Origin of the sequence: Gemmobacter sp. LW-1 (genome assembly GCF_001303875.1) — a bacterium.
GTDB lineage: Bacteria > Pseudomonadota > Alphaproteobacteria > Rhodobacterales > Rhodobacteraceae > Gemmobacter > Gemmobacter caeni.
Genome location: NZ_LJSC01000044.1, coordinates 1 through 24,529, shown reverse-complemented (window position 1 = coordinate 24,529; position 24,529 = coordinate 1). Strand labels below are relative to the sequence as shown.

Genomic DNA, 24,529 nt, shown 5'->3' with positions numbered 1-24,529 from the left:
GGATCATCATTCGATGATCTTCGACACCACGCCGGCGCCGACGGTGCGGCCGCCTTCGCGGATGGCGAAGCGCAGCTTCTCTTCCATCGCGATCGGCGCGATCAGCGACACGTTGAACTTCAGGTTGTCGCCCGGCATCACCATCTCGGTGCCTTCCGGCAGCTCAACGGTCCCGGTCACGTCGGTCGTGCGGAAGTAGAACTGCGGACGGTAGTTCGCGAAGAACGGCGTGTGACGGCCACCTTCCTCTTTGGTGAGGATGTAGGCTTCCGCTTCGAACTTGGTGTGCGGCTTAACCGAACCCGGCTTGCACAGCACCTGACCACGCTCGATCCCGTCGCGGTCCACGCCACGCAGCAGCAGGCCGACGTTGTCGCCCGCTTCGCCCTGGTCCAGCAGCTTGCGGAACATCTCGACGCCGGTGCAGACGGTCTTCTTGGAAGCGCGGATCCCCACGATTTCAAGCTCTTCGCCAACCTTCACAACGCCACGCTCGATCCGGCCGGTGGCCACCGTGCCACGACCCGAGATCGAGAACACGTCTTCGACCGGCATCAGGAACGGCTGGTCCACAGCGCGCGCCGGGGTCGGGATGTATTCGTCCACCGCCGCGATCAGCGCGCGGATCGCGTCTTCGCCGATTTCCTTGTCGGTGCCGTTCATCGCCGCCAGAGCCGAGCCCTTGATGATCGGAATGTCATCGCCGGGGTAGTCATACGACGACAGCAGTTCGCGGATTTCCATTTCCACGAGTTCCAGCAGCTCCGGGTCATCGACCTGGTCCACCTTGTTCATGAACACGACCATGTAGGGAATGCCCACCTGACGGCCGAGCAGAATGTGCTCGCGCGTCTGCGGCATCGGGCCGTCAGCCGACGAAACAACCAGGATCGCGCCGTCCATCTGCGCCGCGCCCGTGATCATGTTCTTCACATAGTCCGCGTGGCCGGGGCAATCGACGTGCGCATAGTGACGCGCATCCGATTCGTACTCAACGTGCGCCGTCGAGATCGTGATCCCGCGAGCACGCTCTTCCGGCGCACCGTCAATCTGGTCATAGGCGCGGAATTCACCAAAATACTTGGTGATCGCAGCGGTCAGCGTCGTCTTCCCGTGGTCAACGTGGCCAATCGTGCCAATGTTGACGTGCGGTTTGTTCCGTTCAAACTTTGCCTTTGCCATGGGGGCAAACTCCTCAATTCGTTGCGATGCGGTGCGCGGATGCGCACCCTACGGGCTGGTAGGGCGGGGTTGCCCCCGCCACACCGGATCAGGCGTATTTCTTCTGGATCTCTTGCGAGATGTTTTCCGGCACGGCGTCATAATGATCGAAGATCATGGTGAACACCGCACGCCCCGAGGACATCGAGCGCAGGTTGTTGATGTAGCCGAACATGTTGGCGAGCGGCACCATGGCGGTGATCACGTTCGCATTGCCGCGGCTGTCCTGCCCCTGAACCATGCCCCGACGCGAGGTCAGGTCGCCGATGATGCCGCCGGTGTATTCTTCCGGAGTCACCACTTCGACTTTCATGATCGGTTCCAGCAGCTTCGCGCCGGCTTTCTTCAGACCTTCACGCATAGCGGCACGCGAGGCGATCTCGAAGGCCAGGACCGACGAGTCGACGTCGTGGAACGCACCGTCAACCAGCGCGACCTTGAAGTCGATCACCGGGAAGCCAGCCAGCGGGCCGGAATCCATGACCGATTTGATGCCTTTCTCGACGCCGGGGATATATTCCTTCGGCACCGCGCCACCCACGATCTTCGACTCGAACGAATAGCCTTCGCCCGGCTGAGTCGGGGTGATTTGCAGCTTCACGCGCGCGAACTGGCCGGTACCGCCGGTCTGTTTCTTGTGCGTGTAGTCGATTTCGTGCGGCTGCGAGATGGTTTCGCGATAGGCCACCTGCGGAGCACCGATATTCGCCTCAACCTTGAACTCACGACGCATACGGTCGACGAGGATGTCGAGGTGAAGTTCGCCCATACCCTTCATGATGGTCTGGCCGGATTCGAAGTTGGTCTCGACGCGGAACGACGGGTCTTCGGCAGCCAGGCGAGCGAGGGCGAGGCCCATCTTTTCCTGGTCGGCCTTCGACTTCGGTTCCACGGCGATCTCGATCACCGGCTCCGGGAAGGTCATGGTTTCCAGAACAACGGCGTTGTTCGGGTCGCAGAGGGTGTCACCCGTGGTGGTCTCTTTCAGACCGGCCAGCGCGATGATGTCGCCCGCGAAGGCTTCTTCGATTTCCTCGCGGTTGATGGCGTGCATCATCATCATCCGGCCCACGCGCTCGCGCTTGCCTTTGGTCGCGTTCAGCATCGAGTCGCCCTTTTTGAGGACGCCCGAATAGATGCGGGTAAAGGTCAGAGAACCGACGAAGGGGTCGTTCATGATCTTGAACGCCAGCGCCGAGAAGGGCTGGGCATCGTCGGCCGAACGCGCGATGTCGCGGGTTTCGGTCTCGTCACCGGGTTTGAAGCCCATGTAAGCTGGGATATCCAGCGGCGACGGCAGGAAGTCGATCACGGCGTTCAGAACCGGCTGCACGCCCTTGTTCTTGAACGACGAGCCGGCCAGAACCGGAACGAAGGCCATCGCGAGGCAACCCTTGCGGATCAGCTTGCGCAGCGTGTCGACGTCGGGCTCGTTGCCTTCCAGATAGGCTTCCATCGCGTCGTCGTCTTGCTCGACTGCGAGTTCAACCAGCTTGCCGCGCCATTCGTCGGCAACATCCTTCAGCTCGTCGCGGATGTCACGGATGTCCCAGGTCGCGCCCAGGTCTTCGCCGTGATACACCCACTCCTTCATCAGGACGAGGTCGACAATGCCTTCCAGCTTGTCTTCGGCACCGATGGGCAGGGCCACCGGGCACGGAGTCGCGCCGGTGCGGTCCTTGATCATCTGCACACATTTGAAGAAGTCGGCACCGATCTTGTCCATCTTGTTGACATAGACGATGCGCGGCACCTTGTAGCGGTCAGCCTGACGCCACACGGTTTCGGTTTGCGGCTCGACACCGGCGTTGGCGTCGAGAAGGCACACCGCACCGTCCAGAACGGCCAGCGAACGTTCCACCTCGATGGTGAAGTCCACGTGGCCGGGGGTGTCGATGATGTTGAAGCGGTGCTTCGCCGAAGTCGGGTTCTTGCCGTCTACGGTCTTTTCCCAGAAGGTCGTGGTCGCAGCGGAGGTAATGGTGATCCCCCGCTCCTGCTCCTGCTCCATCCAGTCCATCGTCGCGGCGCCGTCGTGGACTTCGCCGATCTTGTGGGACTTACCGGTGTAGTACAGGATACGCTCGGTCGTCGTGGTTTTACCCGCGTCGATGTGCGCCATGATCCCGAAGTTGCGGTAAAGGTCGAGCGGATATTCGCGTGCCATGATGGCGTCCCCTTACCAGCGGTAATGGCTGAACGCTTTGTTCGCGTCGGCCATCTTGTGGGTGTCTTCACGCTTCTTCACAGCGGTGCCGCGGTTGTTCACCGCGTCAGCCAGTTCGGCGGCCAGACGTTCTTCCATGGTATTCTCGTTGCGCTTGCGGGCAGCGGTGATGACCCAGCGGATCGCCAGGGCTTCACGGCGCTCGGTGCGCACTTCGACCGGAACCTGATAGGTCGCACCGCCCACGCGGCGGCTGCGGACCTCGACGGCCGGCTTGACGTTGTCCAGGGCTTCATGGAACGCCTGAACCGGCTCGCGCTTCAGGCGCTTTTCCATGCGCTCCAGAGCGCCATAGACGATCGACTCGGCGACGGACTTCTTGCCGTCGATCATCAGGTTGTTCATGAATTTGCTCAGCACGCGATCGCCATATTTGGCGTCGGGCAGGATCTCGCGCTTTTCGGCGGCGTGACGACGGGACATCTCTCAGTTCCTCACTTCGGACGCTTGGCGCCGTATTTCGAACGACGCTGACGACGGTCTTTGACACCCTGGGTATCCAGGACGCCACGCAGGATGTGGTAACGCACACCGGGAAGGTCTTTTACCCGGCCGCCGCGGATCAGCACCACCGAGTGTTCCTGCAGGTTGTGCTTTTCGCCGGGAATGTAGCTGATGACCTCGAAGCCATTGGTCAGGCGCACCTTGGCAACCTTACGCATAGCGGAGTTCGGCTTCTTCGGGGTCGTGGTGTACACGCGGGTGCACACGCCGCGCTTCTGCGGGCAGGATTCCAAGTGCTGCGACTTGGACCTTTTCACTTTCGCTTCCCGCGGCTTGCGGATCAGCTGTTGGATCGTCGGCATTAAACTAGCCTCTATCTTGCAACCCGTTCAATCACCGCTCGTCAGAGGCGTTTCCGGGGGCATTTCTTCGACATGTGCCCTGCGCGTCCGCAAAACACGAAAACCGCATCCGGCCCCAGCGCGGGGCCGACGCGGTGGAATTTCAGAGGATCGGGGCTGTGGGCCCGGATCGTGACCACATCCATTCTGATACCCCGCCCTGCGCAGGGCACAGGTCGGGGTGAGCGGCGTATAGGGGGAGTCGCCCGGGATGTCAACAGGCGCAGGGTTCAGCGGCGGCGGCGGCGCAGGCTGCCTTCACGCAGCAATGTGTAGATGCCGGTCGCCACAACGATGCCCGCCCCCAGCACGGTCAGCCGGTCGGGAAAGGCACCGAACACGACATAGCCGAGCAGGATCGCCCAGAGCAAGGCCGTATATCGGAAGGGCGCGATGGTGCCAATATCCCCGACCCGCATCACCATGACCACAGTCATGTATCCAACGACCAGACAGGCGGAGGCGAAGACCACGATCAGCCCTTCGCGCAGGGTCATCGGCGCCCAGCCTTCAACGGAAAGGCCGGACAGCCCCAGCAGCGTGACCCCTGCCCCGGCCCAGATCGCGACAGTTGCCGAAGGCACACCCCCACCCAGCGTGCGGGTAGACAGATCCCGCACCACGACGCAGGCCACCGAGGCAAGTCCCAGCAGCGCCCAGCGGTCGAACCCCTCAGTTCCCGGCCGCACGATCAGCAGCACACCGAGAAAGCCGATGCCGATGGCGCTGAGCCGACGCCAGCCGATAGGATCGCGCAGTACCAGCGCCGCTGCCAGTGTCACGGCAAGCGGCAGCGACTGCATGATGGCCGAAAGATTGGCCAGCGGCATATGGGTCAGCGCCAGAAGGAAGGTCAGGGTTGCAAAAACCTCGGCCAGCGTGCGCAGCGCCACGATCCTGCCGTCGCGCCGCCCGGGCCAAAGCCGCAGCCCCCCGCGCGCCATGGCAAGAACAACCAGACCCGCCGTTGTCAGAATGCCGCGCAGGGTAATCGCCTGAAACAGCGGAAGCGTCTCTGCCACCGCCTTCATCGCGGTATCGTTCAGTGTGAAGGCCAGCATGGCGACATTCATCAGCAGCACGCCGCGCATATTGTCCGACATCACCACGGTTCTCCCAGTCCCTTTCGGATCGGTAGCAGTGTGGGCGCGCAGGGGCCAGAGGGGTCAGAGCCCACGCAGCATCGCAGCCTTGAAGGGGAAATGCGTCTCGATCACCGGGCCAACCTCTGACCAGTCCGATTTCTCGATCCGGCCAGAGGCATGGGGGTCGCTGTCATTGTCGGAATGGACGGTGCGGATGAAGGCGGGCTGGTTGGCATCGGTATAGGTATTGTACCACTGGTTCGCGAAACGGTGGTTCCGGCGGAAGATGTTTTCGCTCACGCCCTTCGGCGTGGTCATCGCAAGGCCAAGCCCGATCGGGGCCTTTTCGACCACCTCGAACACCTCGTTGCCGCCGGGTTTGCGCTCCAGAAAATATCCGCGATGGCAGCCGGTCACCAAGGGCAGTTCCGGCCCCGCGACCGGCAGCAGTGCCTCAACCGTGGCCCGCATCCGCGCGACATGATGAATGTCCAGCGCGTCATCATCATCCAGACGGAAGCCGGTGATATGAGTCGCTGTATCCTTCTCAGCCATGGCATAGGCACGCCGCACCGCAAGGTAGTGCGGCAGGGATACCAGCGACACCAGCCGTGCACCCGCCAGCGGTGCCACGGCATCCGACAAACGGTCGCGCCAGACATCCGGCAGATCACGCCCGATCAGGAATACCATGCGGAAATCCTGATCTGATTGCGCCAGCAGCGACGGCAGCGTCAGCTTTTCAAACAGATCAAAACGGCGTTCCAGCCGCGCGGGATCGTAAAGCCGTTTGGCCTGCGCCTCCGGGTCATCGCCCGATTTCACGAAACCGCCTTTGGACGGGTAAGAAAACCGCATCAACCCGATAATCTGGTTTCGGATCTTCACCGCATCCCCCTGATGATCCGCACCAGCATGGCCGGGCCAGAGCCTGCTGTCAAAACGAAAACCCCCGCGACAAGCGCGGGGGTTTCCCAGGTTTCAATGCCCTTGCAGGCAGCGATCACTCGCGGCTTTCGACCGTATCGACCAGACCGCTGTCGCCTTCGGTGTCCATCACATCGAAGGACGGAGCGGCCAGAGCGGCGGCACCTTCAGCCTCGGCACGGCGGGCCTCGATCACCTCGTGATCCCGATCATGCGCGATCTTCTTCACACGGCTGGTGGCACCGCCGGTGCCGGCCGGGATCAGACGACCCACGATGACGTTCTCTTTCAGGCCGACCAGCTTGTCGCGCTTACCCTGAACCGAAGCCTCGGTCAGAACGCGGGTGGTTTCCTGGAACGACGCCGCCGAGATGAACGACCGGGTTTGCAGGCTGGCCTTGGTGATACCCAGCAGGATCGGCTCCGCTTGCGCTTCGCGCAGACCGTGGTTCCGGGCCTTCTCGTTCGCCTCGTCCAGTTCGATCTTGTCGATATGCTCACCCTTCAGCAGCGTCGTCTCGCCCGAGTCCAGAACCTCGTATTTCTGGAGCATCTGGCGAACGATCACCTCGATGTGCTTGTCGTTGATCTTCACGCCCTGCAGTCGATAGACGTCCTGCACCTCGTCGATCATGTAGTTCGCCAGCGCCTCGACACCCATGATGCGCAGGATGTCATGCGGCGCGGGGTTCCCGTCCATGATGTAATCGCCCTTCTGGACGAAATCGCCTTCCTGAACCGGAATATGCTTCCCTTTCGGGATCATGTATTCCTGCGTCGGCAGGGTCTCGTCCACCGGCTCGATGGTGATGCGGCGCTTGGACTTGTAGTCCTTGCCAAAGCGCACATAGCCATCGGTTTCGGCGATGATCGCGTGATCCTTCGGACGACGGGCCTCGAACAGTTCCGCCACGCGGGGAAGACCCCCGGTGATGTCCTTGGTCTTGGCACCTTCGCGCGGGATACGCGCCACCACGTCACCGGCCCGCAGTTCCTGCCCGTCCTCGACCGACAGAATGGCATCGACCGACATCGGATAGCTGATCGGGTGCCCCTGATCGTTGCGCATCGGCTCGCCCGTTTCCGGGTTCATCACGATGACCTCGGGCTTCAGGTCGCTGCCTTTCGGCGCCGACCGCCAGTCCGAAACGATCTTCTGGGTCATGCCCGTCGCATCGTCGGTGTCCTCGCGGACCGAGATGCCCGAGACGAGATCCACGAACTTCGCAACACCGGCCTTCTCGGCGATGATCGGCAGGGTATAGGGGTCCCATTCGAACAGCTTGGTGCCGCGCTTGACCTGCGCCTCTTCCTTGACGTGCAGCTTGGAGCCGTAGGTCAGCTTGTGAACCGCCCGCTCACCGCCATTCTCGTCGATGATCGCAAGCGACATGTTGCGGCCCATGACGATCTGCTCGCCATTGGCGTTCGACAGAAGGTTGGCATTGCGGAACTCGATCCGGCCTTCCTGCGAAGCTTCCAGGAATGACTGCTGGCCACCCTGGGCCACGCCACCGATGTGGAAGGTCCGCATGGTCAGCTGGGTGCCCGGTTCGCCGATCGACTGCGCGGCGATGATGCCGACAGCCTCGCCGATGTTCACCAGCGTACCGCGTGCAAGGTCACGACCATAGCACATGGCGCAGACGCCTTCCTCGGCCTCGCAGGTCAGCGGGCTGCGGATGCGGCAATGCTGCACGCCATGGGTCGAGATGGCATCGGCACGACGTTCGTCGATCAGCTCACCCTTCTTGACGATCACCTCGTCGGTGCCCGGCACCACGATGTCATCGGCAGCCACGCGGCCCAGCACACGCTCGGCCAGCGAAGCCACGACCTCACCGTCATTCACCGCAGCCTCGGCATTGATCGCGCGTTCGGTGCCGCAATCGTGCACGCGCACGATGCAGTCCTGCGCCACGTCCACCAGACGGCGGGTCAGGTAGCCCGAGTTCGCCGTCTTCAGCGCGGTATCCGACAGACCCTTCCGGGCGCCGTGGGTCGAGTTGAAGTATTCAAGAACGGTCAGACCTTCCTTGAAGTTCGAGATGATCGGCGTCTCGATGATCTCGCCGTTCGGCTTGGCCATCAGGCCGCGCATCGCGCCCAGCTGCTTCATCTGCGTGACCGAACCCCGTGCACCGGAGTGGGCCATCATATAGACCGAGTTCGGCTCTTTCTCGGCACCAGTGTCGTCAAACTTCGGCGCCGAGATGGTTTTCATCATGGCGTCGGTGACCTTGTCGTTACACTTCGACCAGGCGTCCACGACCTTGTTGTACTTCTCGCCCTGGGTGATCAGACCATCCAGATACTGTTGCTCGAACCCGGCAACCTGATCCTTCACCTCGTTGACGATCTCCCACTTGTTGTCGGGGATCACCATGTCGTCCTTGCCGAACGAGATGCCGGCACGGAAGGCCTCGCGGAAGCCCAGACCCATGATCTGGTCACAGAAGATCACCGATTCCTTCTGGCCGCAGTAGCGGTAGACGGTGTCGATGACGGTCTGCACGTCTTTCTTCCGCAGCGGGCGGTTCACCAGCTCGAACGGCGCCTTGGCGTTGAGCGGCAGCAGATTGCCCAGACGCAGACGACCGGGGGTCGTCTCATAGCGCTTCCAGACGATGTTGCCCTCGTCATCGACCTGACGCAGACGCGCCTGAATCCTGGCATGCAGGTGCACCGCACCGGCGGCCAGCGCGTGTTCGACTTCCTCGATGTCGCGGAAGACCTTGCCTTCGCCAACCATGCCCTTGCGTTCCATGGTGACGTAGTAAAGGCCCAGAACCATGTCCTGCGACGGAACGATGATCGGCGCGCCGTTGGCGGGCGACAGAACGTTGTTCGTCGACATCATCAGAACGCGGGCTTCCAGCTGCGCTTCAAGGCTCAGCGGGACGTGCACGGCCATCTGGTCGCCGTCGAAGTCGGCGTTGAAAGCCGAGCAGACCAGCGGGTGAAGCTGGATCGCCTTGCCCTCGATCAGTTGCGGCTCGAACGCCTGGATGCCCAGACGGTGCAGCGTGGGCGCACGGTTCAGAAGAACCGGATGCTCGCGGATCACCTCGTCGAGGATATCCCAGACCTCCGGGCGCTCTTTCTCGACCAGCTTCTTCGCCTGTTTCACGGTCGAGGACAGGCCCTTGGCCTCCAGACGCGAATAGATGAAGGGCTTGAACAGTTCGAGCGCCATCTTCTTCGGCAGGCCGCACTGGTGCAGCTTGAGTTCCGGCCCGGTCACGATGACCGAACGACCCGAGAAGTCGACGCGCTTACCCAGCAGGTTCTGACGGAACCGGCCCTGTTTGCCTTTCAGCATGTCGGACAGCGATTTCAGCGGGCGCTTGTTGGTGCCCGTGATCACGCGGCCGCGACGGCCATTGTCGAACAGCGCATCCACCGCCTCTTGCAGCATCCGCTTTTCGTTGCGCACGATGATGTCGGGCGCACGCAGTTCGATCAGCCGCTTCAGGCGGTTGTTCCGGTTGATGACGCGACGATACAGGTCGTTCAGGTCGGACGTGGCGAAGCGGCCGCCGTCCAGCGGGACCAGCGGGCGCAGTTCCGGCGGGATCACCGGCAGCACGGTCAGGATCATCCACTCGGGACGGTTGCCCGACTCGAGGAACGATTCCACGATCTTCAGCCGCTTGATGATCTTCTTCGGCTTCAGTTCGCCCGTGGCTTCCTTCAACTCTTCGCGCAACTGTTCGGCCGTCGAATCGAGGTCGATATTCGACAGCATCTCGCGGATCGCCTCGGCGCCGATATTGGCGGTGAAGGCGTCGGCGCCGTAATTGTCCTGCGCGTCAAGGAATTCCTCTTCCGTCATCAGCTGGCCATAGGTCAGGTCAGTCAGACCCGGCTCGATGACGACGTAGTTTTCAAAATAGAGGATGCGTTCCAGATCACGCAGCGTCATGTCGAGCATGAGGCCGATCCGGCTCGGCAGCGACTTCAGGAACCAGATGTGGGCGACGGGGGCGGCCAGTTCGATATGGCCCATCCGCTCGCGCCGCACCTTCTGGAGCGTCACTTCCACGCCGCATTTCTCACAGACGACGCCGCGATATTTCATGCGCTTGTATTTGCCGCAAAGGCATTCGTAATCCTTGATCGGGCCAAAGATCCGCGCGCAGAACAGGCCGTCACGTTCGGGCTTGAACGTGCGGTAGTTGATGGTTTCCGGCTTCTTGATCTCGCCATAGGACCACGACAGGATCCGCTCGGGCGAAGCCAGCGAGATCTTGATCTCGTCAAAGGTCTTGACGGGGGCAACCGGGTTGAACGGGTTGTTGGTCAGTTCCTGGTTCATCTTGCGTCCTTAAAAAGAGGGATGGGTGAGGAGGGCGCGACCGCCCTCACTCCTCCTCCGCATCCAGGAGTTCCATATTCAGGCCGAGGCCGCGGACTTCCTTGACGAGCACGTTGAAGCTCTCGGGAACGCCCGCCTCGAAATTGTCCTCGCCCTTCACGATCGACTCGTAGACCTTGGTCCGGCCGGCCACGTCGTCCGACTTCACCGTCAGCATCTCTTGCAGGGTGTAGGCGGCGCCATAGGCTTCCAGCGCCCAGACCTCCATTTCCCCCAGACGCTGACCACCGAACTGCGCCTTGCCGCCCAGCGGTTGCTGGGTGACGAGGGAGTACGGTCCGGTCGAACGTGCGTGCAGCTTGTCGTCGACAAGGTGGTGCAGCTTGAGCATGTATTTCACGCCCACGGTGACACGGCGGGCGAATTTCTCGCCCGTGCGGCCATCGAACACCTCCGACTGACCCGACTGGTCGAAACCGGCCCGGCGCAGCGCGTCGTTGACATCCGCCTCTTTCGCACCGTCGAAGACCGGCGTGGCAATCGGCACGCCGCGCGTGACGTTCCCGGCCAGTTCAAGGAATTCGTCCTCGTCGCGGTCCGAGAAGGCAGCGTCATAGGTCTCGTCGCCGTAGGCCAGACGCATCGCCTCACGCACCGGAGTCATATCGCCGGAGCGGCGATAGTCCTTCAGCGCCTCGTCGATCTTCAGGCCCAGACCGCGCGCGGCCCAGCCCATGTGCGTTTCAAGGATCTGACCGACGTTCATCCGCGACGGCACGCCGAGCGGGTTCAGCACCAGATCGACCGGGGTGCCATCCGCGAGGAACGGCATGTCCTCCATCGGCACCACTTTCGAGATAACGCCCTTGTTGCCGTGACGACCGGCCATCTTGTCGCCCGGTTGCAGCTTGCGCTTCACCGCGACGAACACCTTGACCATCTTCATCACGCCCGGAGGCAGATCGTCGCCGCGACGGACCTTCTCGACCTTGTCCTCGAAACGCAGGTCCAGCGCGCGGCGCTGAGCCTCGAACTGGTCGTGCAGGGCCTCGACTTCCTTGGCCAGATCTTCCTCGCCGACAGCAAGCTGCCACCACTGGCCACGCGACAGCGAACCCAGCAGTTCGTCATCAATGGTCGAACCGGCCTTGATGCCTTTCGGACCCTTGACGGCGACCTTGCCCATGATCAGCGACTTCAGACGCGCATAGATGTTGCGCTCCAGAATGGTCAGCTCGTCGTCGCGGTCGCGCGACAGGCGTTCCACTTCTTCACGCTCGATCTGAAGCGCACGCTCGTCCTTGTCCACGCCATGACGGTTGAACACACGGACTTCCACGATGGTGCCATAGGCGCCCGGCGGCAGACGCAGCGAAGTATCGCGCACATCGCTGGCCTTTTCCCCGAAGATGGCGCGCAGGAGTTTCTCTTCCGGCGTCATCGGGCTTTCGCCCTTCGGGGTGATCTTGCCGACCAGAATATCACCCGGCTGCACCTCTGCGCCGATGTAAACGATGCCAGCCTCGTCGAGGTTGCGCAGCGCCTCTTCACCGACGTTCGGGATGTCGCGGGTGATTTCTTCCGGCCCGAGCTTGGTATCGCGGGCGGCGACTTCGTATTCCTCGATATGGATCGAGGTGAACACGTCGTCGCGCAGGATGCGCTCCGAGATCAGGATCGAGTCTTCATAGTTGTAGCCGTTCCACGGCATGAAGGCCACGATCACGTTCCGGCCAAGCGCCAGTTCGCCCATGTCGGTGCAGGGGCCATCGGCCACCACTTCGCCACGCGCTACCTTGTCGCCCACCTTCACCAGCGGGCGCTGGTTGATGCAGGACGACTGGTTCGACCGCTTGAACTTGCGCAGACGATAGATGTCCACGCCCGGCTCGCCGGGTTCCAGGAACTCGGTCGCACGCACAACGATACGGGTCGCGTCGACCTGGTCGATCACGCCGCCGCGCCGCGCCATGATGGCCGCGCCCGAGTCGCGGGCCACGACGGCCTCGATCCCAGTGCCGACGAAGGGGGCATCCGATTGCAGCAGCGGCACGGCCTGCCGCTGCATGTTCGAACCCATCAGCGCACGGTTGGCGTCGTCATTTTCCAGGAAGGGAATGAGCGAAGCCGCGACCGACACGAGCTGTTTCGGCGACACGTCGATCAGGTCGATGGCATCCGGCGGATTGAGCATGAATTCGCCCGCTTTCCGCGACGAAATCAGATCGTCCTGGAAGCGGCCCTGCTCATCCTGCGCGGCGTTGGCCTGCGCGACGGTATGGCGCATCTCTTCGGTCGCCGACATGTAGACCACATCGTCGGTCACCTTGCCGTCCACCACCTTGCGGTAGGGGGTTTCGATGAAGCCATACTTGTTCACGCGGGCAAACGTGGCCAGCGAGTTGATCAGACCGATGTTCTGGCCTTCCGGCGTCTCGATGGGGCACATCCGGCCATAGTGGGTCGGGTGAACGTCGCGCACCTCGAAGCCCGCGCGTTCGCGGGTCAGACCGCCCGGCCCGAGCGCCGACAGACGGCGCTTGTGCGTCACTTCCGACAGCGGGTTGGTCTGGTCCATGAACTGCGACAGCTGCGACGAGCCAAAGAACTCGCGCACCGCGGCAGCGGCCGGTTTGGCGTTGATCAGGTCTTGCGGCATGATCGTGTCGATTTCCACCGACGACATCCGCTCCTTGATCGCACGGTCCATGCGCAGCAGGCCGACGCGATACTGATTTTCCATCAGCTCGCCCACCGAACGCACACGGCGGTTGCCGAGGTGGTCGATGTCGTCGATCTCGCCCTTGCCATCCCGCAGTTCGACCAGCGCCTTAATGCACTGGACGATATCGTCGCGGTCCAGCGTGCGCTGGGTATCCGGCTTCGCCAGATCCAGACGCATGTTCATCTTGACGCGGCCCACGGCCGACAGGTCATAGCGCTCGCTGTCGAAGAACAGCGTGTCGAACAGGGTCGAGGCGGCTTCCACGGTCGGCGGCTCGCCCGGACGCATCACGCGATAGATGTCCATCAGCGCGGTGTCGCGGTTCCAGTTCTTGTCCGCGGCCATTGTGTTGCGGATGTAGGGACCGACGTTGATATTGTCGATGTCCAGCACCGGGATCTCGGTGATGCCCTGATCCAGCAGCACCTTCAGCGTGCCACCCTTCACCTCGCCGTCGCGGTCGTAGTCCATGGTGAGCTCATCACCGGCCTCGACCCAGATTTCGCCGGTGTCTTCGTTGATGATGTCACGCGCGACATAGCGGCCGATGATATGGTCGAACGGGATCAGCAGTTCGGTGATCTGCGCCTCGTCGATCCATTTCTTGACCATACGCGGCGTGGCTTTCTCGCCCGCCTTCAGGATCACCTCGCCGGTGGCCGCATCCACGAGATCATAGCTCGGCCGGGTGCCGCGCACGCGCTCGGGGAAGAACCGGGTCACCCAGCCCTTGTTCTTCTGATACTTGAAGGTGACCGTATCGTAATACGCCTTCATGATGCTTTCCTGATCCATGCCCAGGGCATAGAGCAGCGTCGTCACCGGCAGTTTCCGGCGACGGTCAATGCGTGCGAACACGATGTCCTTGGCGTCGAACTCGAAGTCCAGCCACGAGCCGCGATACGGGATGATGCGGCAGGCGAACAGCAGTTTGCCCGAGGAATGGGTCTTGCCCTTGTCGTGGTCGAAGAACACGCCGGGCGAACGGTGCATCTGGCTGACGATCACGCGCTCGGTGCCGTTCACGATGAACGTACCGTTCGCCGTCATCAGGGGCATGTCGCCCATGTAGACGTCCTGTTCCTTGATGTCCTTCACCGACCGGGCGCCGGTGTTTTCATCGACATCGAACACGATCAGACGCAGCGTCACCTTCAGCGGCGCGGCATAGGTCATGTCGCGCTGCTGGCACTCGTCGACGTCATATTTCGGCTTTTCCAGCTCGTATTTCACGAATTCCAGAACGGCGGTCTCGTTGAAGTCCTTGATCGGGAAAACCGACTGGAAGACGCCCTGAATGCCCTCGCCATCCTGCGCCTTCGGGCCGTCGCCCGATTTCAGGAACAGGTCATACGAGGATTTCTGAACCTCGATGAGGTTCGGCATTTCAAGGACTTCACGGATTTTGCCAAAGTAGCGGCGGATCCGCTTCTGGCCAACGTAGCTCTGAGCCATGCTCATCGTCACCTTTCTGTTTCGCCGACGCGCGGCCTGTCGGGGCTCAGGCGCGTGCCGATTGCGATCAGGGGGGAGGTTCCATTCATGCGGCCCTTCCCGACGGGCCGCTCCCGAACCTCGAACCACGCCTGGGAAGAAGCTGCGCACAGCACCTTCCGAGCCGGGGTCCCTTGAGACGGCTCAAGCTGGGCCTGACGCATGGTCAGACCCAGCCCGATCCGTAGACCTTTCAGTGCCAGGGCACCGGAAGGATTACTTCAGCTCGACCTTGGCGCCAGCCTCTTCGAGCTTCTTCTTCATCGCTTCGGCATCAGCCTTGGCAACGCCTTCTTTCACTTTGCCGCCGGCTTCCACCAGGTCCTTGGCTTCTTTCAGGCCAAGACCGGTGATCGCGCGCACTTCCTTGATCACGTTGATCTTGTTGGCGCCGGCGTCGGTCAGAACGACGTCGAACTCGGTCTTTTCTTCTTCAGCCGGAGCAGCCGCACCAGCAGCCGGGCCAGCAACCATCACCGCGCCACCAGCAGCCGGCTCGATGCCATACTCATCCTTCAGGATGTTCTTCAGTTCCTGGGCTTGCAGGAGGGTCAGACCGACGATTTGTTCGGCGAGAGCTTTAAGATCAGCCATTTTTCAGTTCCGTTCAGTTAAGATGGGGGTTCCAACGGGATTGGGCAACCCACGCGAATATCCCAAGGTCAGGCCGCAGCCTTGTCCTCGATGGTCGAAAGGATGCCAGCGATGTTCGAAGCAGGCGCGCCAATGGCCCCGGCGATGCTGGACGCGGGCGCACCGATCATCGACACGATCTGAGCAATGAGCTCTTCGCGCGACGGCAGGGCGGCCACGGCTTTCACACCGGCCTGGTCCAGAACCGTGTCGCCCATGGCACCGCCCAGAATAACGAACTTGTCGTTCTTCTTGGCGTAAGCCTCGCAGACCTTCGCCGCAGCGACGGGGTCTTCCGAAAAGGACATCACGGTCATGCCCGTGAGCAGGTCACCCATCTTCGCAGCGGGTTTCCCTTCAAGGGCGATCTTGGCGAGCTTGTTCTTGGCAACGCGAACGGAACCGCCGACGGCGCGCATTTGCGCCCGCAGGTCCTGCATCTCTGCAACCGTGATACCCGCGTAGTGTGCAACCACAACCACGCCAGAGCTTTCGAAGATCTGGCCGAGTTCCTCGACCACTTTCTCTTTCTGGGCTCTATCCACAGTTTCACTCCAAGTTTGGGGGTTTCCCCCCGGCTCGTATCTGCCCCTGTCGCCAGGGGCGTTCGGGTCCGCTTGGGGTTCCCGAAACCAAGACCGCCGAAGCGCTCTTCAATCCCGATCCCCATCTCAGGCAGGAGATTAAGGCGTTTGCGCGCCACCCGCCGTCTCGGACAGGACGGGGCGTTGCCGCCCCGCCATCCCCTTGTCACCAAGGGGAATTTCGTATGGCCTCAGTTGCCCGAAGCCGAAGCGAGGTCGATCGACACGCCCGGACCCATGGTCGAGGACAGCGAGACCTTCTTCACATAGGTGCCTTTGGCCCCTGCCGGTTTGGCGCGGGTCACGGCGTCAACGAAAGCGCGGACGTTTTCGGACAGCTTGCCGTCCTCGAACGAGACCTTGCCGATACCAGCATGGATCACACCGGCCTTTTCGACCTTGAACTGGACTTCGCCGCCCTTCGCCGCTTCGACAGCCGTTTTCACGTCCATCGTCACGGTGCCGACTTTCGGGTTCGGCATCAGGTTGCGCGGGCCAAGGATCTTACCCAGACGACCGACCAGCGGCATCATGTCCGGGGTCGCGATGCAGCGATCGAATTCGATCTTGCCCGACTGGATGGTTTCCATCAGGTCTTCGGCGCCCACGATGTCGGCACCGGCGGCCTTGGCTTCATCAGCCTTGGCGCCACGGGCGAACACCGCCACGCGCACGGTCTTGCCGGTCCCGTTCGGGAGCTGGACAACACCACGAACCATCTGGTCAGCGTGACGCGGGTCAACACCGAGGTTCATCGCGATTTCAAGGGTTTCGTCGAATTTCGCCGTGGCAGCCGACTTGATCAGCTTCACCGCATCCTCAACCGAGACCAGTTCCTTGCCAACGAAAGCTTCGCGGGCGGCTTTGGTACGTTTACCGAGTTTCGCCATGATCTCAGCCCTTCACTTCGATGCCGCAGGACTTGGCCGAGCCGAGGATGATCTGCATCGCGGCCTCGACGGAGTTCGCGTTCAGGTCTTTCATCTTGGTTTCGGCGATCTGGCGGATCTGCGCCGCGGTCACCTTGCCAGCCACTTCACGGCCCGGCTTCGACGAACCCTTCGGACGGTTCCGCTTGCCGACGGCCGGCAGACCAGCAGCGACCTTCAGCAGGTAGGAAGCCGGCGGGGTTTTCAGGTCGAGCGAGAACGACTTATCCTGATAGTAGGTGATGACCGTCGGGATCGGGGTGCCCGGCGCGAAATCAGCGGACTTCGCGTTGAATTCCTTAACGAAGGCCATAATGTTCAGACCGCGCTGACCCAGCGCCGGACCGACCGGCGGGGAGGGGTTGGCCTGCTGGGCCTTCACTTGCAGCTTGAGGCTGCCGATAATCTTCTTGGCCATCTGGCCGTCTCCTTTGTCACCGCACCCTTGGGGGCGCATGGTTTAGTGGTCCGGTCCGGGGCGCACCCCTCGCCTCCCACGCACAGCACTCAGATCTGCTTGGAGACCTGAGTGAATTCCAGTTCGACCGGGGTCGCACGGCCGAAGATCGACACCGTGACCTTCAGGCGCTGATGATCGTCGTCCACACCCTCGACCATACCGTCGAAACCCTCGAACGGGCCGTCGGTCACCTTGACCTTCTCGCCCACATCGAAACGGATCAGGGTGCGCGGCGCCTCCTGCCCCTCCTCGACGCGGTTCAGGATGGTGTTCACCTCGGCATCACGCATCGGCATCGGCTTGCCCTGCGGGCCAAGGAACCCCGTCACCCGGTTGATCGACGAGATCAGATGGTAGCCGCGATTCGACATCTCCATGCGCACGAGCACATAGCCCGGCATGAAGCGACGCTCGGAGGTCACCTTCTTGCCGCGGCGCACCTCGATCACCTCTTCGGTCGGAACGAGAACTTCCTCGATCTCGTCCTCAAGGCCGTTTTCCGCCACGGCTTGCTTGATCTGCTCGGCGACCTTCTTCTCGAAATTCGAGAGGACGGAAACCGAATACCACCGCTTCGCCATGCTGCCTTCACCACCTTCGTCGCACGGGTAAGGCCGCAGCCCGGCCCGTGAAATTCCTGCCAAATCAGGGCGATAGCTCACCCCGGACGGAACAAAAAACAGCGCGCAACTCGAATCGCTGCGCGCCGGTTTCCCATTCGTTGCGGCGGACATAACGGTCCGCGCCCCGGAATACAAGGAAAAACGGCGTTATCGCTCAGCCGCCGAAGCCGCCGACGACAGCGGAAAGACCGCTGCGGATCGCCAGATCGACCAGACTGAAGAAGGTTGCCGACAGGGCGGCCATGATGAACACCATGATCGTCGTCAGCACAACTTCGCGACGCGACGGCCAGACAACCTTGCCCACCTCGGTGCGCACCTGCTGGATGAACTGGAGAGGGTTGACCTTTGCCATGCGTGAAGTCCTGCCAATGCGCGTGCGCCGTTTCAGGGGGCGGAGATACGCGCTTGCGCCCCGGATTTCAAGCGCAAGCCGTGCCGCAGCCTAAACCGCACCCGTATATTCGCCCCGCGCCGGGTAGTCAGCCTTGATGGCGAAGTCCAGCGCCCCCACCAGTTCCGAGAAATGCGGGCGCACGAAGGGCATGGTCTGCACCGATCCGTAGTAAAGTGTTTGCTGCGCCGTCACCAGAAACAGGCCCGGTTCGGAGAATACCGCAGGCTCCTCCAGCCCGATGGAGGCCTTGCCGCGCGATGTGGACAGGTAAAGCCCCCAGTCCCGCGCAACCGACAGCGGCAGATCATATCCGATGCGCAAGGTATCGGCTCCGATTTTAGCGGCCATACCCCGCGCGCGCTCCGCCGTGTCAGAGCTGACCGCAACGATGCCAACACCGCGCGCCACAAAATCGGCAACGCGTTTCTGCAACTCGGTCAGATAGGTCGCGCAGATCGGGCAGTGCAGGCCGCGATAGAAACAGACCAGCGTACCACGCTCATTCCGCTCCGCCGCCAGATCGAAGGCCCCATGGTCCAGCGTCGGAACAGCAAGATCCGGGGTTTTCTGTCGCGGCATCAGCATCGGGTATCCTTTCTTGGCTTTGATACCGGGTGGGTATATCAAGTGTTTTCATCCTGAAAATCCGAAGAACATGACAGAAACCCCCGAAACCCGCCCCGACCGCCTGTCCAGCCTGATGGCGCGCTTCACATTGTCCGTCAGCCCCGCACCTGTGGGCACGGGAAACCTGATCGTGCTGGCAACACAGGACGGCACGGCAGATCACGCACTGCTGTGCCTGCGCGGCAAGGCGCTGCACAGCGGCGAGCGGGCGCCGCTGCTCTCGGCCCGCGTCGATTGGGGCGGGGTGGCCAACCCGCTGGCCAGCGCTCTGCCAGATCCGGTACGCGTCGATCTGCGGCAGGATGCTGAAGGCGCCACGCTGATCCGCCTGCTTCAGGCCGAGATCACCGGCCCGCGCTGTGGCAGTGCATCCGTCATCGCGCGGCTGACCGAAGTTCTGATTGTACGGATGCTGCGGGACTGCATCGCCTCGGGCTCTGCCACACCCGGCCTTCTGGCAGGCCTGGCAGACCCCCGGCTCAGCCGCGCCATCGTCGCCATTCACGACCAGCCCGAAAAGACCTGGCTGAATTACGATCTCGCCGCCATCGCGGGCCTCTCGCTCAGCCGGTTCGCAGACCTGTTCACTGTAACCATGGGCGAAACGCCCGGGGCCTATGCCCGCCGGTGGCGGCTGTTGCTGGCACGGCAGGATCTGGCGCGCGGCCAGCGGGTTGAGCGTGTGGCGCATCGTTACGGCTACGGCTCAGCCGAAGGGTTCAGCCGCGCCTACCGGCAGCATTTCGGGACAGCGCCCATAGCAGAGCGCAAGCGCCACAGCGCCTGAACACTTCACACATCATATCTGGAAGGGCCTGGCAGGGGCAGCAGGACTTGAACCCGCGACCCTCGGTTTTGGAGACCGATGCTCTACCAACTGAGCTATACCCCTAGGCCTGCGGCGGGAATTACGGCACCCATGGGGGGAAATCAAGGGGCAACCTGAGGCTGCCCCGAATTTTCAGCACCGCTCCAGTGCGTCGATGTCATCGGTCATCAAAGCGGGCAAAGCCGCCTCGATCCGATGGGCGGACCAGTCCCACCACGCCAGCGCCAGCAGGCGTTCGACCACATCGGGGGCAAAGCGATAGCGGATCACCCGCGCCGGGTTGCCCGCGACAATCGCATAAGGCGGCACCTCACCGCCCACCACCGCCCCGGCACCAACGATCACCCCGGCACCCAGACGCGCGCCAGGCAGGATCAGCGCGCCGTGGCCGATCCAGACATCCGGACCGATCACTGTATCTGGCAGACCCTTCACCTGCCCCAGCATCAGGGGCAGCGTCGCCGGATCGAAAACCGCAAAAGGATAGGTACTGAACCCGCCCATCAGGTGATTGGCCGACGCGGTGATGAAACGCACACCATGCGCGATCTGACAGAAGGCCCCGATCAGAAGCCGTTCCGGCGCACCGGGATAAAGATAGGGCGCCAGCCGCGCCGCCCAGTCCTCCGGTGGATCGAAGTCATTGGCATAGGCGTGGCGACCGACGGTAATGTTCGGATGGTCGATGACAGCGGCCAGATGCACCATCGACAGGTTTTCAGACCCGTCGGCAAAACGCATCGGATGCCGCAAGGCGGGATTAGGGAAGGGCATGGCAAGACCTTTGGCTGATGTTTATGGAAACAGGCTCAGGCGGTCTTGTTCATCTTTCCCTCCATCGGTGTGGTTCTATCCTGCCACAGGTTGCACCGCACCACCAGCCATCGGATGCCCCGCCCCCCAGATGCGCGCCGCATCCCGCGCCACCAGCCGCGCTTCGGCGATCGTCAGACGGTCCAGCGCCGCTGCCTCGCTGCCGGTTTCGGCCAGCGTGCGCCGCCACAGCCGCAAGGCGCTGGCGGCGCTCCACGGCAGAAGCGCCCCGGCCAGCCAACGCCGCAACGGTGGCGGCAGCCCGTCGTAGACCGCCATCGGGGCACCCTTCTGCGGACGCCGCCGCAGCCGTGTTGCCAGATTGCGCCTCATGCCGCCCCTGCGCCCCAGCGCGGGAACGGATCGGCCATGCCGGCCCAATCTTCCGGCCGGAATACCTGCGCAGGCACCAGCGCCGCATCCAGCGCCGCCGTCAGCGCGGCCCGGTCCAGCCCCATACCGATGAACACGATCTCCTGCCGCCGGTCGCCCCATGGCTCGACCCATTGCGCAGCAATCTCGGCCCGCGCCTCGGGATGGCTCGGCAAGCGTTCCGTCGGAACCGAGGCCCACCACCGCCCCAAGGGCCGCACCGATGATATCGCCCCCGCAAGCGAGAACTCCACCGCCCAGTCCGGTCGCGTTGACAGCCAGAAATGCCCTTTCGCGCGGATGACACCCGGCAGATCACCATTCAGCACCCGATACACACGGCCCGGATCAAAAGGCGCCCGCGCCCGGTAAACGAAAGACGAAATGCCGTATTCCTCGGTCTCCGGCTCATGATCGGCAAAACCGTAAAGCTCCTGCGCCCAAAGCGGGTGCTGATGGGCGCGGTCAAAATCGAAAAGCCCGGTATCCAGCACCTGCCCCGCATCAACCCGCGCGAAGTCGGTCTCGATGATCCGCGCATCGGCATTCAGCGACCGCACGATGGCGCGTGCCTCCGCCAGGGCGCGGGGCGCGGCATCGGAGACCTTGTTCAGAACAATCACATCGGCAAATTCGATCTGCTCGGTCAGCAGTTGCACGATGCTGCGATCATCCTGCGGCCCCAGCACCTCACCCCGGTCGCCCAGCAGATCATGCGAGGCGAAATCGCGCGGCAGGTTCACCGCATCGACCACGGTCACCATGCAGTCCAGCCGGGCGACATCGGACAGGCTTTCCCCCTCCGCATCACGGAAGTCGAAGGTAGCGGCCACAGGCAGCGGCTCAGCGATGCCGGTTGATTCGATCAGCAGATAGTCGAAACGGCTCTCCTCCGACAGGCGACGCACCTCGGTCAGCAGGTCTTCGCGCAGGGTGCAGCAGATGCAGCCGTTCGTCATCTCGACCAGCTTTTCCTCCGCCCGGCTCAGGTCGCTGCCAGCACGCACCAGATCCGCGTCGATATTCACCTCGGACATGTCATTGACGATGACTGCAACACAGCGGCCTTCGCGGTTGTTCAGGATAGCATTCAAAAGGGTTGTTTTGCCCGCCCCCAGAAAACCGGACAGAACGGTGACGGGCAGGCGGGAATCGCGGGTCTGGCTCACGGGCATCTCCATTACGTTATATCATAACATAAATGGATCAGGCTGCCCCCGCAATGACAAAGGCCGCCCCTAGGGCGGCCTTCCGGCGGTCAGAGGTAACGCCCGCCGCGTTGCAAGACCTCGATCTTATAGCCATCGGGGTCCGTGACGAAGAAGAACCGCGCGATCACGCTGCCGCCCGGCGCGAAATCCACCAGCTTGCCGGGGTTCAGCCCGGCCGTCGTGAACCGCGCATGTTCGGCGGCAATATCCTCAACCGAAAAGGCGATATGACCGTAGCCGTCACCCAGATCATATGGCTCTGTCCGGCCCCGGTTCACCGTCAGCTCCAGTTCCACCTCGGATTCGGCATTAGACAGGTAGATCAGCGAGAAATCGGGAAAATCCAGCCGCTCGGCCACGCGCAGCCCGAAGGCCATGTCATAGAAGGCCAGCGCGCGCGCCTCGTCCAGCACGCGGATCATGGAATGGATGTAACGGGGCATCGGAAACTCCGGGTCAGGAAAAGGCGGGTCGAAGGGCGGCGGCGATGGCGGCCATCTCCTCGGCGGGCAATTGCGGCGGCGCGCTGAACACACCCGGCCCATCGGCCAGATAGGCGGCCGAGGTCACGTCATGCTGATCCTGCATGGGCACCACATGGGCGTGGGCATGCGGCACATGAATGCCGGTGTAGAACATCGCCACGCGCGGCACGCCGTAAAGCGCCTTCATCCGGCGTGCTAGCTGTTGCGCGCAGGTGGTCACGCGGGTCGCAAGGTCGGGCGGCAGATCCTCGAACCAGACGTGATGCGCCTTCGGGATCACCAGGGCATGACCGGGCCGGATCGGGTGCAGGTCGAGGAAGGCGAGGATGTGATCATCCTCATAAAGCTTGTGCGCAGGCAGCGCACCGGCGGCGATCCGGCAGAACAGGCAATCGGTCATGGGCGGGTTCCTCGGATCCGGGCACGCCTACCCTAGCCGCCTCCCGTCGCGCGTCCACCGCGAAAGCAGAAGGGCCGCCCTTTTGGGCGGCCCTTCGTATCTGAGACCTTCGACACGCCTTTTATGGCGCGTCTTTGGATCATCATTCGATGATCTTCGACACCACGCCGGCGCCGACGGTGCGGCCGCCTTCGCGGATGGCGAAGCGCAGCTTCTCTTCCATCGCGATCGGCGCGATCAGCGACACGTTGAACTTCAGGTTGTCGCCCGGCATCACCATCTCGGTGCCTTCCGGCAGCTCAACGGTCCCGGTCACGTCGGTCGTGCGGAAGTAGAACTGCGGACGGTAGTTCGCGAAGAACGGCGTGTGACGGCCACCTTCCTCTTTGGTGAGGATGTAGGCTTCCGCTTCGAACTTGGTGTGCGGCTTAACCGAACCCGGCTTGCACAGCACCTGACCACGCTCGATCCCGTCGCGGTCCACGCCACGCAGCAGCAGGCCGACGTTGTCGCCCGCTTCGCCCTGGTCCAGCAGCTTGCGGAACATCTCGACGCCGGTGCAGACGGTCTTCTTGGAAGCGCGGATCCCCACGATTTCAAGCTCTTCGCCAACCTTCACAACGCCACGCTCGATCCGGCCGGTGGCCACCGTGCCACGACCCGAGATCGAGAACACGTCTTCGACCGGCATCAGGAACGGCTGGTCCACAGCGCGCGCCGGGGTCGGGATGTATTCGTCCACCGCCGCGATCAGCGCGCGGATCGCGTCTTCGCCGATTTCCTTGTCGGTGCCGTTCATCGCCGCCAGAGCCGAGCCCTTGATGATCGGAATGTCATCGCCGGGGTAGTCATACGACGACAGCAGTTCGCGGATTTCCATTTCCACGAGTTCCAGCAGCTCCGGGTCATCGACCTGGTCCACCTTGTTCATGAACACGACCATGTAGGGAATGCCCACCTGACGGCCGAGCAGAATGTGCTCGCGCGTCTGCGGCATCGGGCCGTCAGCCGACGAAACAACCAGGATCGCGCCGTCCATCTGCGCCGCGCCCGTGATCATGTTCTTCACATAGTCCGCGTGGCCGGGGCAATCGACGTGCGCATAGTGACGCGCATCCGATTCGTACTCAACGTGCGCCGTCGAGATCGTGATCCCGCGAGCACGCTCTTCCGGCGCACCGTCAATCTGGTCATAGGCGCGGAATTCACCAAAATACTTGGTGATCGCAGCGGTCAGCGTCGTCTTCCCGTGGTCAACGTGGCCAATCGTGCCAATGTTGACGTGCGGTTTGTTCCGTTCAAACTTTGCCTTTGCCATGGGGGC

At 62.5% G+C, this 24,529-nt stretch carries 22 protein-coding genes and 1 tRNA gene; 1 reads left to right on the top strand and 22 read right to left on the bottom strand.

Going from position 1 to position 24,529, the window contains the following annotated elements:
* Positions 1 to 6: 6 nt before the first annotated feature.
* The 15 genes from tuf (AO684_RS12420) to AO684_RS12345 all read right to left on the bottom strand — a co-directional run bounded on the left by tuf (AO684_RS12420) (position 7) and on the right by AO684_RS12345 (position 19,053).
* Entirely contained in the window at positions 7 to 1,182 is a 1,176-nt protein-coding gene (tuf, locus tag AO684_RS12420; RefSeq protein ID WP_054301627.1) for an elongation factor Tu, read from the bottom strand.
* Positions 1,183 to 1,270: 88 nt separating this feature from the next.
* Complete coding sequence (fusA, locus tag AO684_RS12415; RefSeq protein ID WP_054303069.1) at positions 1,271 to 3,388, bottom strand: elongation factor G; 2,118 nt, start codon at positions 3,386 to 3,388, stop codon at positions 1,271 to 1,273.
* A 12-nt stretch (positions 3,389 to 3,400) separates the two neighbouring features.
* Complete coding sequence (gene rpsG, locus AO684_RS12410; protein ID WP_054303068.1) at positions 3,401 to 3,871, bottom strand: 30S ribosomal protein S7; 471 nt, start codon at positions 3,869 to 3,871, stop codon at positions 3,401 to 3,403.
* A gap of 11 nt (positions 3,872 to 3,882) precedes the next feature.
* A complete protein-coding gene (rpsL, locus tag AO684_RS12405) occupies positions 3,883 to 4,254 on the bottom strand; it encodes a 30S ribosomal protein S12 (protein WP_054303067.1) in 372 nt (123 codons plus the stop codon).
* A gap of 269 nt (positions 4,255 to 4,523) precedes the next feature.
* Positions 4,524 to 5,396: a DMT family transporter gene (locus AO684_RS12400; RefSeq protein ID WP_338419733.1), complete on the bottom strand. Its 873-nt coding sequence runs from the start codon at positions 5,394 to 5,396 to the stop codon at positions 4,524 to 4,526.
* 63 nt (positions 5,397 to 5,459) lie between these two features.
* Positions 5,460 to 6,266: a glycosyltransferase gene (locus AO684_RS12395; protein ID WP_054303065.1), complete on the bottom strand. Its 807-nt coding sequence runs from the start codon at positions 6,264 to 6,266 to the stop codon at positions 5,460 to 5,462.
* A 115-nt stretch (positions 6,267 to 6,381) separates the two neighbouring features.
* The gene (gene rpoC / locus AO684_RS12390) at positions 6,382 to 10,623 is read right to left on the bottom strand and encodes a DNA-directed RNA polymerase subunit beta' (RefSeq protein WP_054303064.1); all 4,242 of its coding nucleotides are present in this window, start codon (positions 10,621 to 10,623) and stop codon (positions 6,382 to 6,384) included.
* Positions 10,624 to 10,669: 46 nt separating this feature from the next.
* A complete protein-coding gene (rpoB, locus tag AO684_RS12385) occupies positions 10,670 to 14,803 on the bottom strand; it encodes a DNA-directed RNA polymerase subunit beta (RefSeq protein ID WP_054303071.1) in 4,134 nt (1,377 codons plus the stop codon).
* A gap of 255 nt (positions 14,804 to 15,058) precedes the next feature.
* A complete protein-coding gene (rplL, locus tag AO684_RS12375) occupies positions 15,059 to 15,436 on the bottom strand; it encodes a 50S ribosomal protein L7/L12 (protein WP_054303062.1) in 378 nt (125 codons plus the stop codon).
* Positions 15,437 to 15,504: 68 nt separating this feature from the next.
* Positions 15,505 to 16,020 carry a 50S ribosomal protein L10 gene (gene rplJ, locus AO684_RS12370; RefSeq protein WP_054303061.1) on the bottom strand — a complete coding sequence of 172 codons (516 nt, stop codon included), beginning with the start codon at positions 16,018 to 16,020 and terminating at the stop codon, positions 15,505 to 15,507.
* Between the two features lie 230 nt (positions 16,021 to 16,250).
* The gene (gene rplA, locus AO684_RS12365) at positions 16,251 to 16,949 is read right to left on the bottom strand and encodes a 50S ribosomal protein L1 (RefSeq protein WP_054303060.1); all 699 of its coding nucleotides are present in this window, start codon (positions 16,947 to 16,949) and stop codon (positions 16,251 to 16,253) included.
* A gap of 4 nt (positions 16,950 to 16,953) precedes the next feature.
* Positions 16,954 to 17,406 carry a 50S ribosomal protein L11 gene (rplK, locus tag AO684_RS12360; protein ID WP_054303059.1) on the bottom strand — a complete coding sequence of 151 codons (453 nt, stop codon included), beginning with the start codon at positions 17,404 to 17,406 and terminating at the stop codon, positions 16,954 to 16,956.
* 89 nt (positions 17,407 to 17,495) lie between these two features.
* The gene (nusG, locus tag AO684_RS12355) at positions 17,496 to 18,029 is read right to left on the bottom strand and encodes a transcription termination/antitermination protein NusG (RefSeq protein WP_054303058.1); all 534 of its coding nucleotides are present in this window, start codon (positions 18,027 to 18,029) and stop codon (positions 17,496 to 17,498) included.
* A gap of 196 nt (positions 18,030 to 18,225) precedes the next feature.
* Complete coding sequence (secE, locus tag AO684_RS12350) at positions 18,226 to 18,426, bottom strand: preprotein translocase subunit SecE (protein ID WP_054303057.1); 201 nt, start codon at positions 18,424 to 18,426, stop codon at positions 18,226 to 18,228.
* 90 nt (positions 18,427 to 18,516) lie between these two features.
* Entirely contained in the window at positions 18,517 to 19,053 is a 537-nt protein-coding gene (locus tag AO684_RS12345; protein WP_054303056.1) for a peroxiredoxin-like family protein, read from the bottom strand.
* A gap of 70 nt (positions 19,054 to 19,123) precedes the next feature.
* Between AO684_RS12345 and AO684_RS12340 the strand changes: the two genes are divergently transcribed.
* The gene (locus tag AO684_RS12340; RefSeq protein WP_054303055.1) at positions 19,124 to 19,882 is read left to right on the top strand and encodes an AraC family transcriptional regulator; all 759 of its coding nucleotides are present in this window, start codon (positions 19,124 to 19,126) and stop codon (positions 19,880 to 19,882) included.
* 29 nt (positions 19,883 to 19,911) lie between these two features.
* Here the strand turns inward: AO684_RS12340 and AO684_RS12335 are convergent.
* From AO684_RS12335 to tuf (AO684_RS12305), 7 genes are all read right to left on the bottom strand, one after another.
* A tRNA-Trp gene (locus AO684_RS12335) sits at positions 19,912 to 19,987 on the bottom strand.
* Positions 19,988 to 20,056: 69 nt separating this feature from the next.
* Positions 20,057 to 20,698: a CatB-related O-acetyltransferase gene (locus AO684_RS12330; RefSeq protein WP_054303054.1), complete on the bottom strand. Its 642-nt coding sequence runs from the start codon at positions 20,696 to 20,698 to the stop codon at positions 20,057 to 20,059.
* 75 nt (positions 20,699 to 20,773) lie between these two features.
* Positions 20,774 to 21,070, bottom strand: a complete 297-nt coding sequence (locus tag AO684_RS12325) for a DUF6525 family protein (protein ID WP_054303053.1) — start codon at positions 21,068 to 21,070, stop codon at positions 20,774 to 20,776.
* Positions 21,067 to 22,284 (bottom strand): GTP-binding protein, encoded by a 1,218-nt coding sequence (locus AO684_RS12320; protein ID WP_054303070.1) that lies wholly within the window; start codon positions 22,282 to 22,284, stop codon positions 21,067 to 21,069. Before AO684_RS12320 ends, AO684_RS12325 begins: the two co-directional genes overlap by 4 nt.
* A gap of 83 nt (positions 22,285 to 22,367) precedes the next feature.
* A complete protein-coding gene (locus AO684_RS12315; protein ID WP_054303052.1) occupies positions 22,368 to 22,763 on the bottom strand; it encodes a VOC family protein in 396 nt (131 codons plus the stop codon).
* 13 nt (positions 22,764 to 22,776) lie between these two features.
* Positions 22,777 to 23,205: an HIT family protein gene (locus AO684_RS12310; RefSeq protein ID WP_054303051.1), complete on the bottom strand. Its 429-nt coding sequence runs from the start codon at positions 23,203 to 23,205 to the stop codon at positions 22,777 to 22,779.
* 142 nt (positions 23,206 to 23,347) lie between these two features.
* Positions 23,348 to 24,523 carry an elongation factor Tu gene (gene tuf / locus AO684_RS12305; protein WP_054301627.1) on the bottom strand — a complete coding sequence of 392 codons (1,176 nt, stop codon included), beginning with the start codon at positions 24,521 to 24,523 and terminating at the stop codon, positions 23,348 to 23,350.
* Positions 24,524 to 24,529: the final 6 nt, after the last annotated feature.

Coding starts and splice junctions, on each gene's coding strand:
- tuf (WP_054301627.1), bottom strand. CDS start 1,182: ATGGCAAAGGCAAAGTTTGAACGGAACAAACCGCACGTCAACATTGGC.
- fusA (WP_054303069.1), bottom strand. CDS start 3,388: ATGGCACGCGAATATCCGCTCGACCTTTACCGCAACTTCGGGATCATG.
- rpsG (WP_054303068.1), bottom strand. CDS start 3,871: ATGTCCCGTCGTCACGCCGCCGAAAAGCGCGAGATCCTGCCCGACGCC.
- rpsL (WP_054303067.1), bottom strand. CDS start 4,254: ATGCCGACGATCCAACAGCTGATCCGCAAGCCGCGGGAAGCGAAAGTG.
- AO684_RS12400 (WP_338419733.1), bottom strand. CDS start 5,396: ATGTCGGACAATATGCGCGGCGTGCTGCTGATGAATGTCGCCATGCTG.
- rpoC (WP_054303064.1), bottom strand. CDS start 10,623: ATGAACCAGGAACTGACCAACAACCCGTTCAACCCGGTTGCCCCCGTC.
- rpoB (WP_054303071.1), bottom strand. CDS start 14,803: ATGGCTCAGAGCTACGTTGGCCAGAAGCGGATCCGCCGCTACTTTGGC.
- rplL (WP_054303062.1), bottom strand. CDS start 15,436: ATGGCTGATCTTAAAGCTCTCGCCGAACAAATCGTCGGTCTGACCCTC.
- rplA (WP_054303060.1), bottom strand. CDS start 16,949: ATGGCGAAACTCGGTAAACGTACCAAAGCCGCCCGCGAAGCTTTCGTT.
- rplK (WP_054303059.1), bottom strand. CDS start 17,406: ATGGCCAAGAAGATTATCGGCAGCCTCAAGCTGCAAGTGAAGGCCCAG.
- nusG (WP_054303058.1), bottom strand. CDS start 18,029: ATGGCGAAGCGGTGGTATTCGGTTTCCGTCCTCTCGAATTTCGAGAAG.
- secE (WP_054303057.1), bottom strand. CDS start 18,426: ATGGCAAAGGTCAACCCTCTCCAGTTCATCCAGCAGGTGCGCACCGAG.
- AO684_RS12345 (WP_054303056.1), bottom strand. CDS start 19,053: ATGCTGATGCCGCGACAGAAAACCCCGGATCTTGCTGTTCCGACGCTG.
- AO684_RS12340 (WP_054303055.1), top strand. CDS start 19,124: ATGACAGAAACCCCCGAAACCCGCCCCGACCGCCTGTCCAGCCTGATG.
- AO684_RS12330 (WP_054303054.1), bottom strand. CDS start 20,698: ATGCCCTTCCCTAATCCCGCCTTGCGGCATCCGATGCGTTTTGCCGAC.
- AO684_RS12325 (WP_054303053.1), bottom strand. CDS start 21,070: ATGAGGCGCAATCTGGCAACACGGCTGCGGCGGCGTCCGCAGAAGGGT.
- AO684_RS12320 (WP_054303070.1), bottom strand. CDS start 22,284: ATGCCCGTGAGCCAGACCCGCGATTCCCGCCTGCCCGTCACCGTTCTG.
- AO684_RS12315 (WP_054303052.1), bottom strand. CDS start 22,763: ATGCCCCGTTACATCCATTCCATGATCCGCGTGCTGGACGAGGCGCGC.
- AO684_RS12310 (WP_054303051.1), bottom strand. CDS start 23,205: ATGACCGATTGCCTGTTCTGCCGGATCGCCGCCGGTGCGCTGCCTGCG.
- tuf (WP_054301627.1), bottom strand. CDS start 24,523: ATGGCAAAGGCAAAGTTTGAACGGAACAAACCGCACGTCAACATTGGC.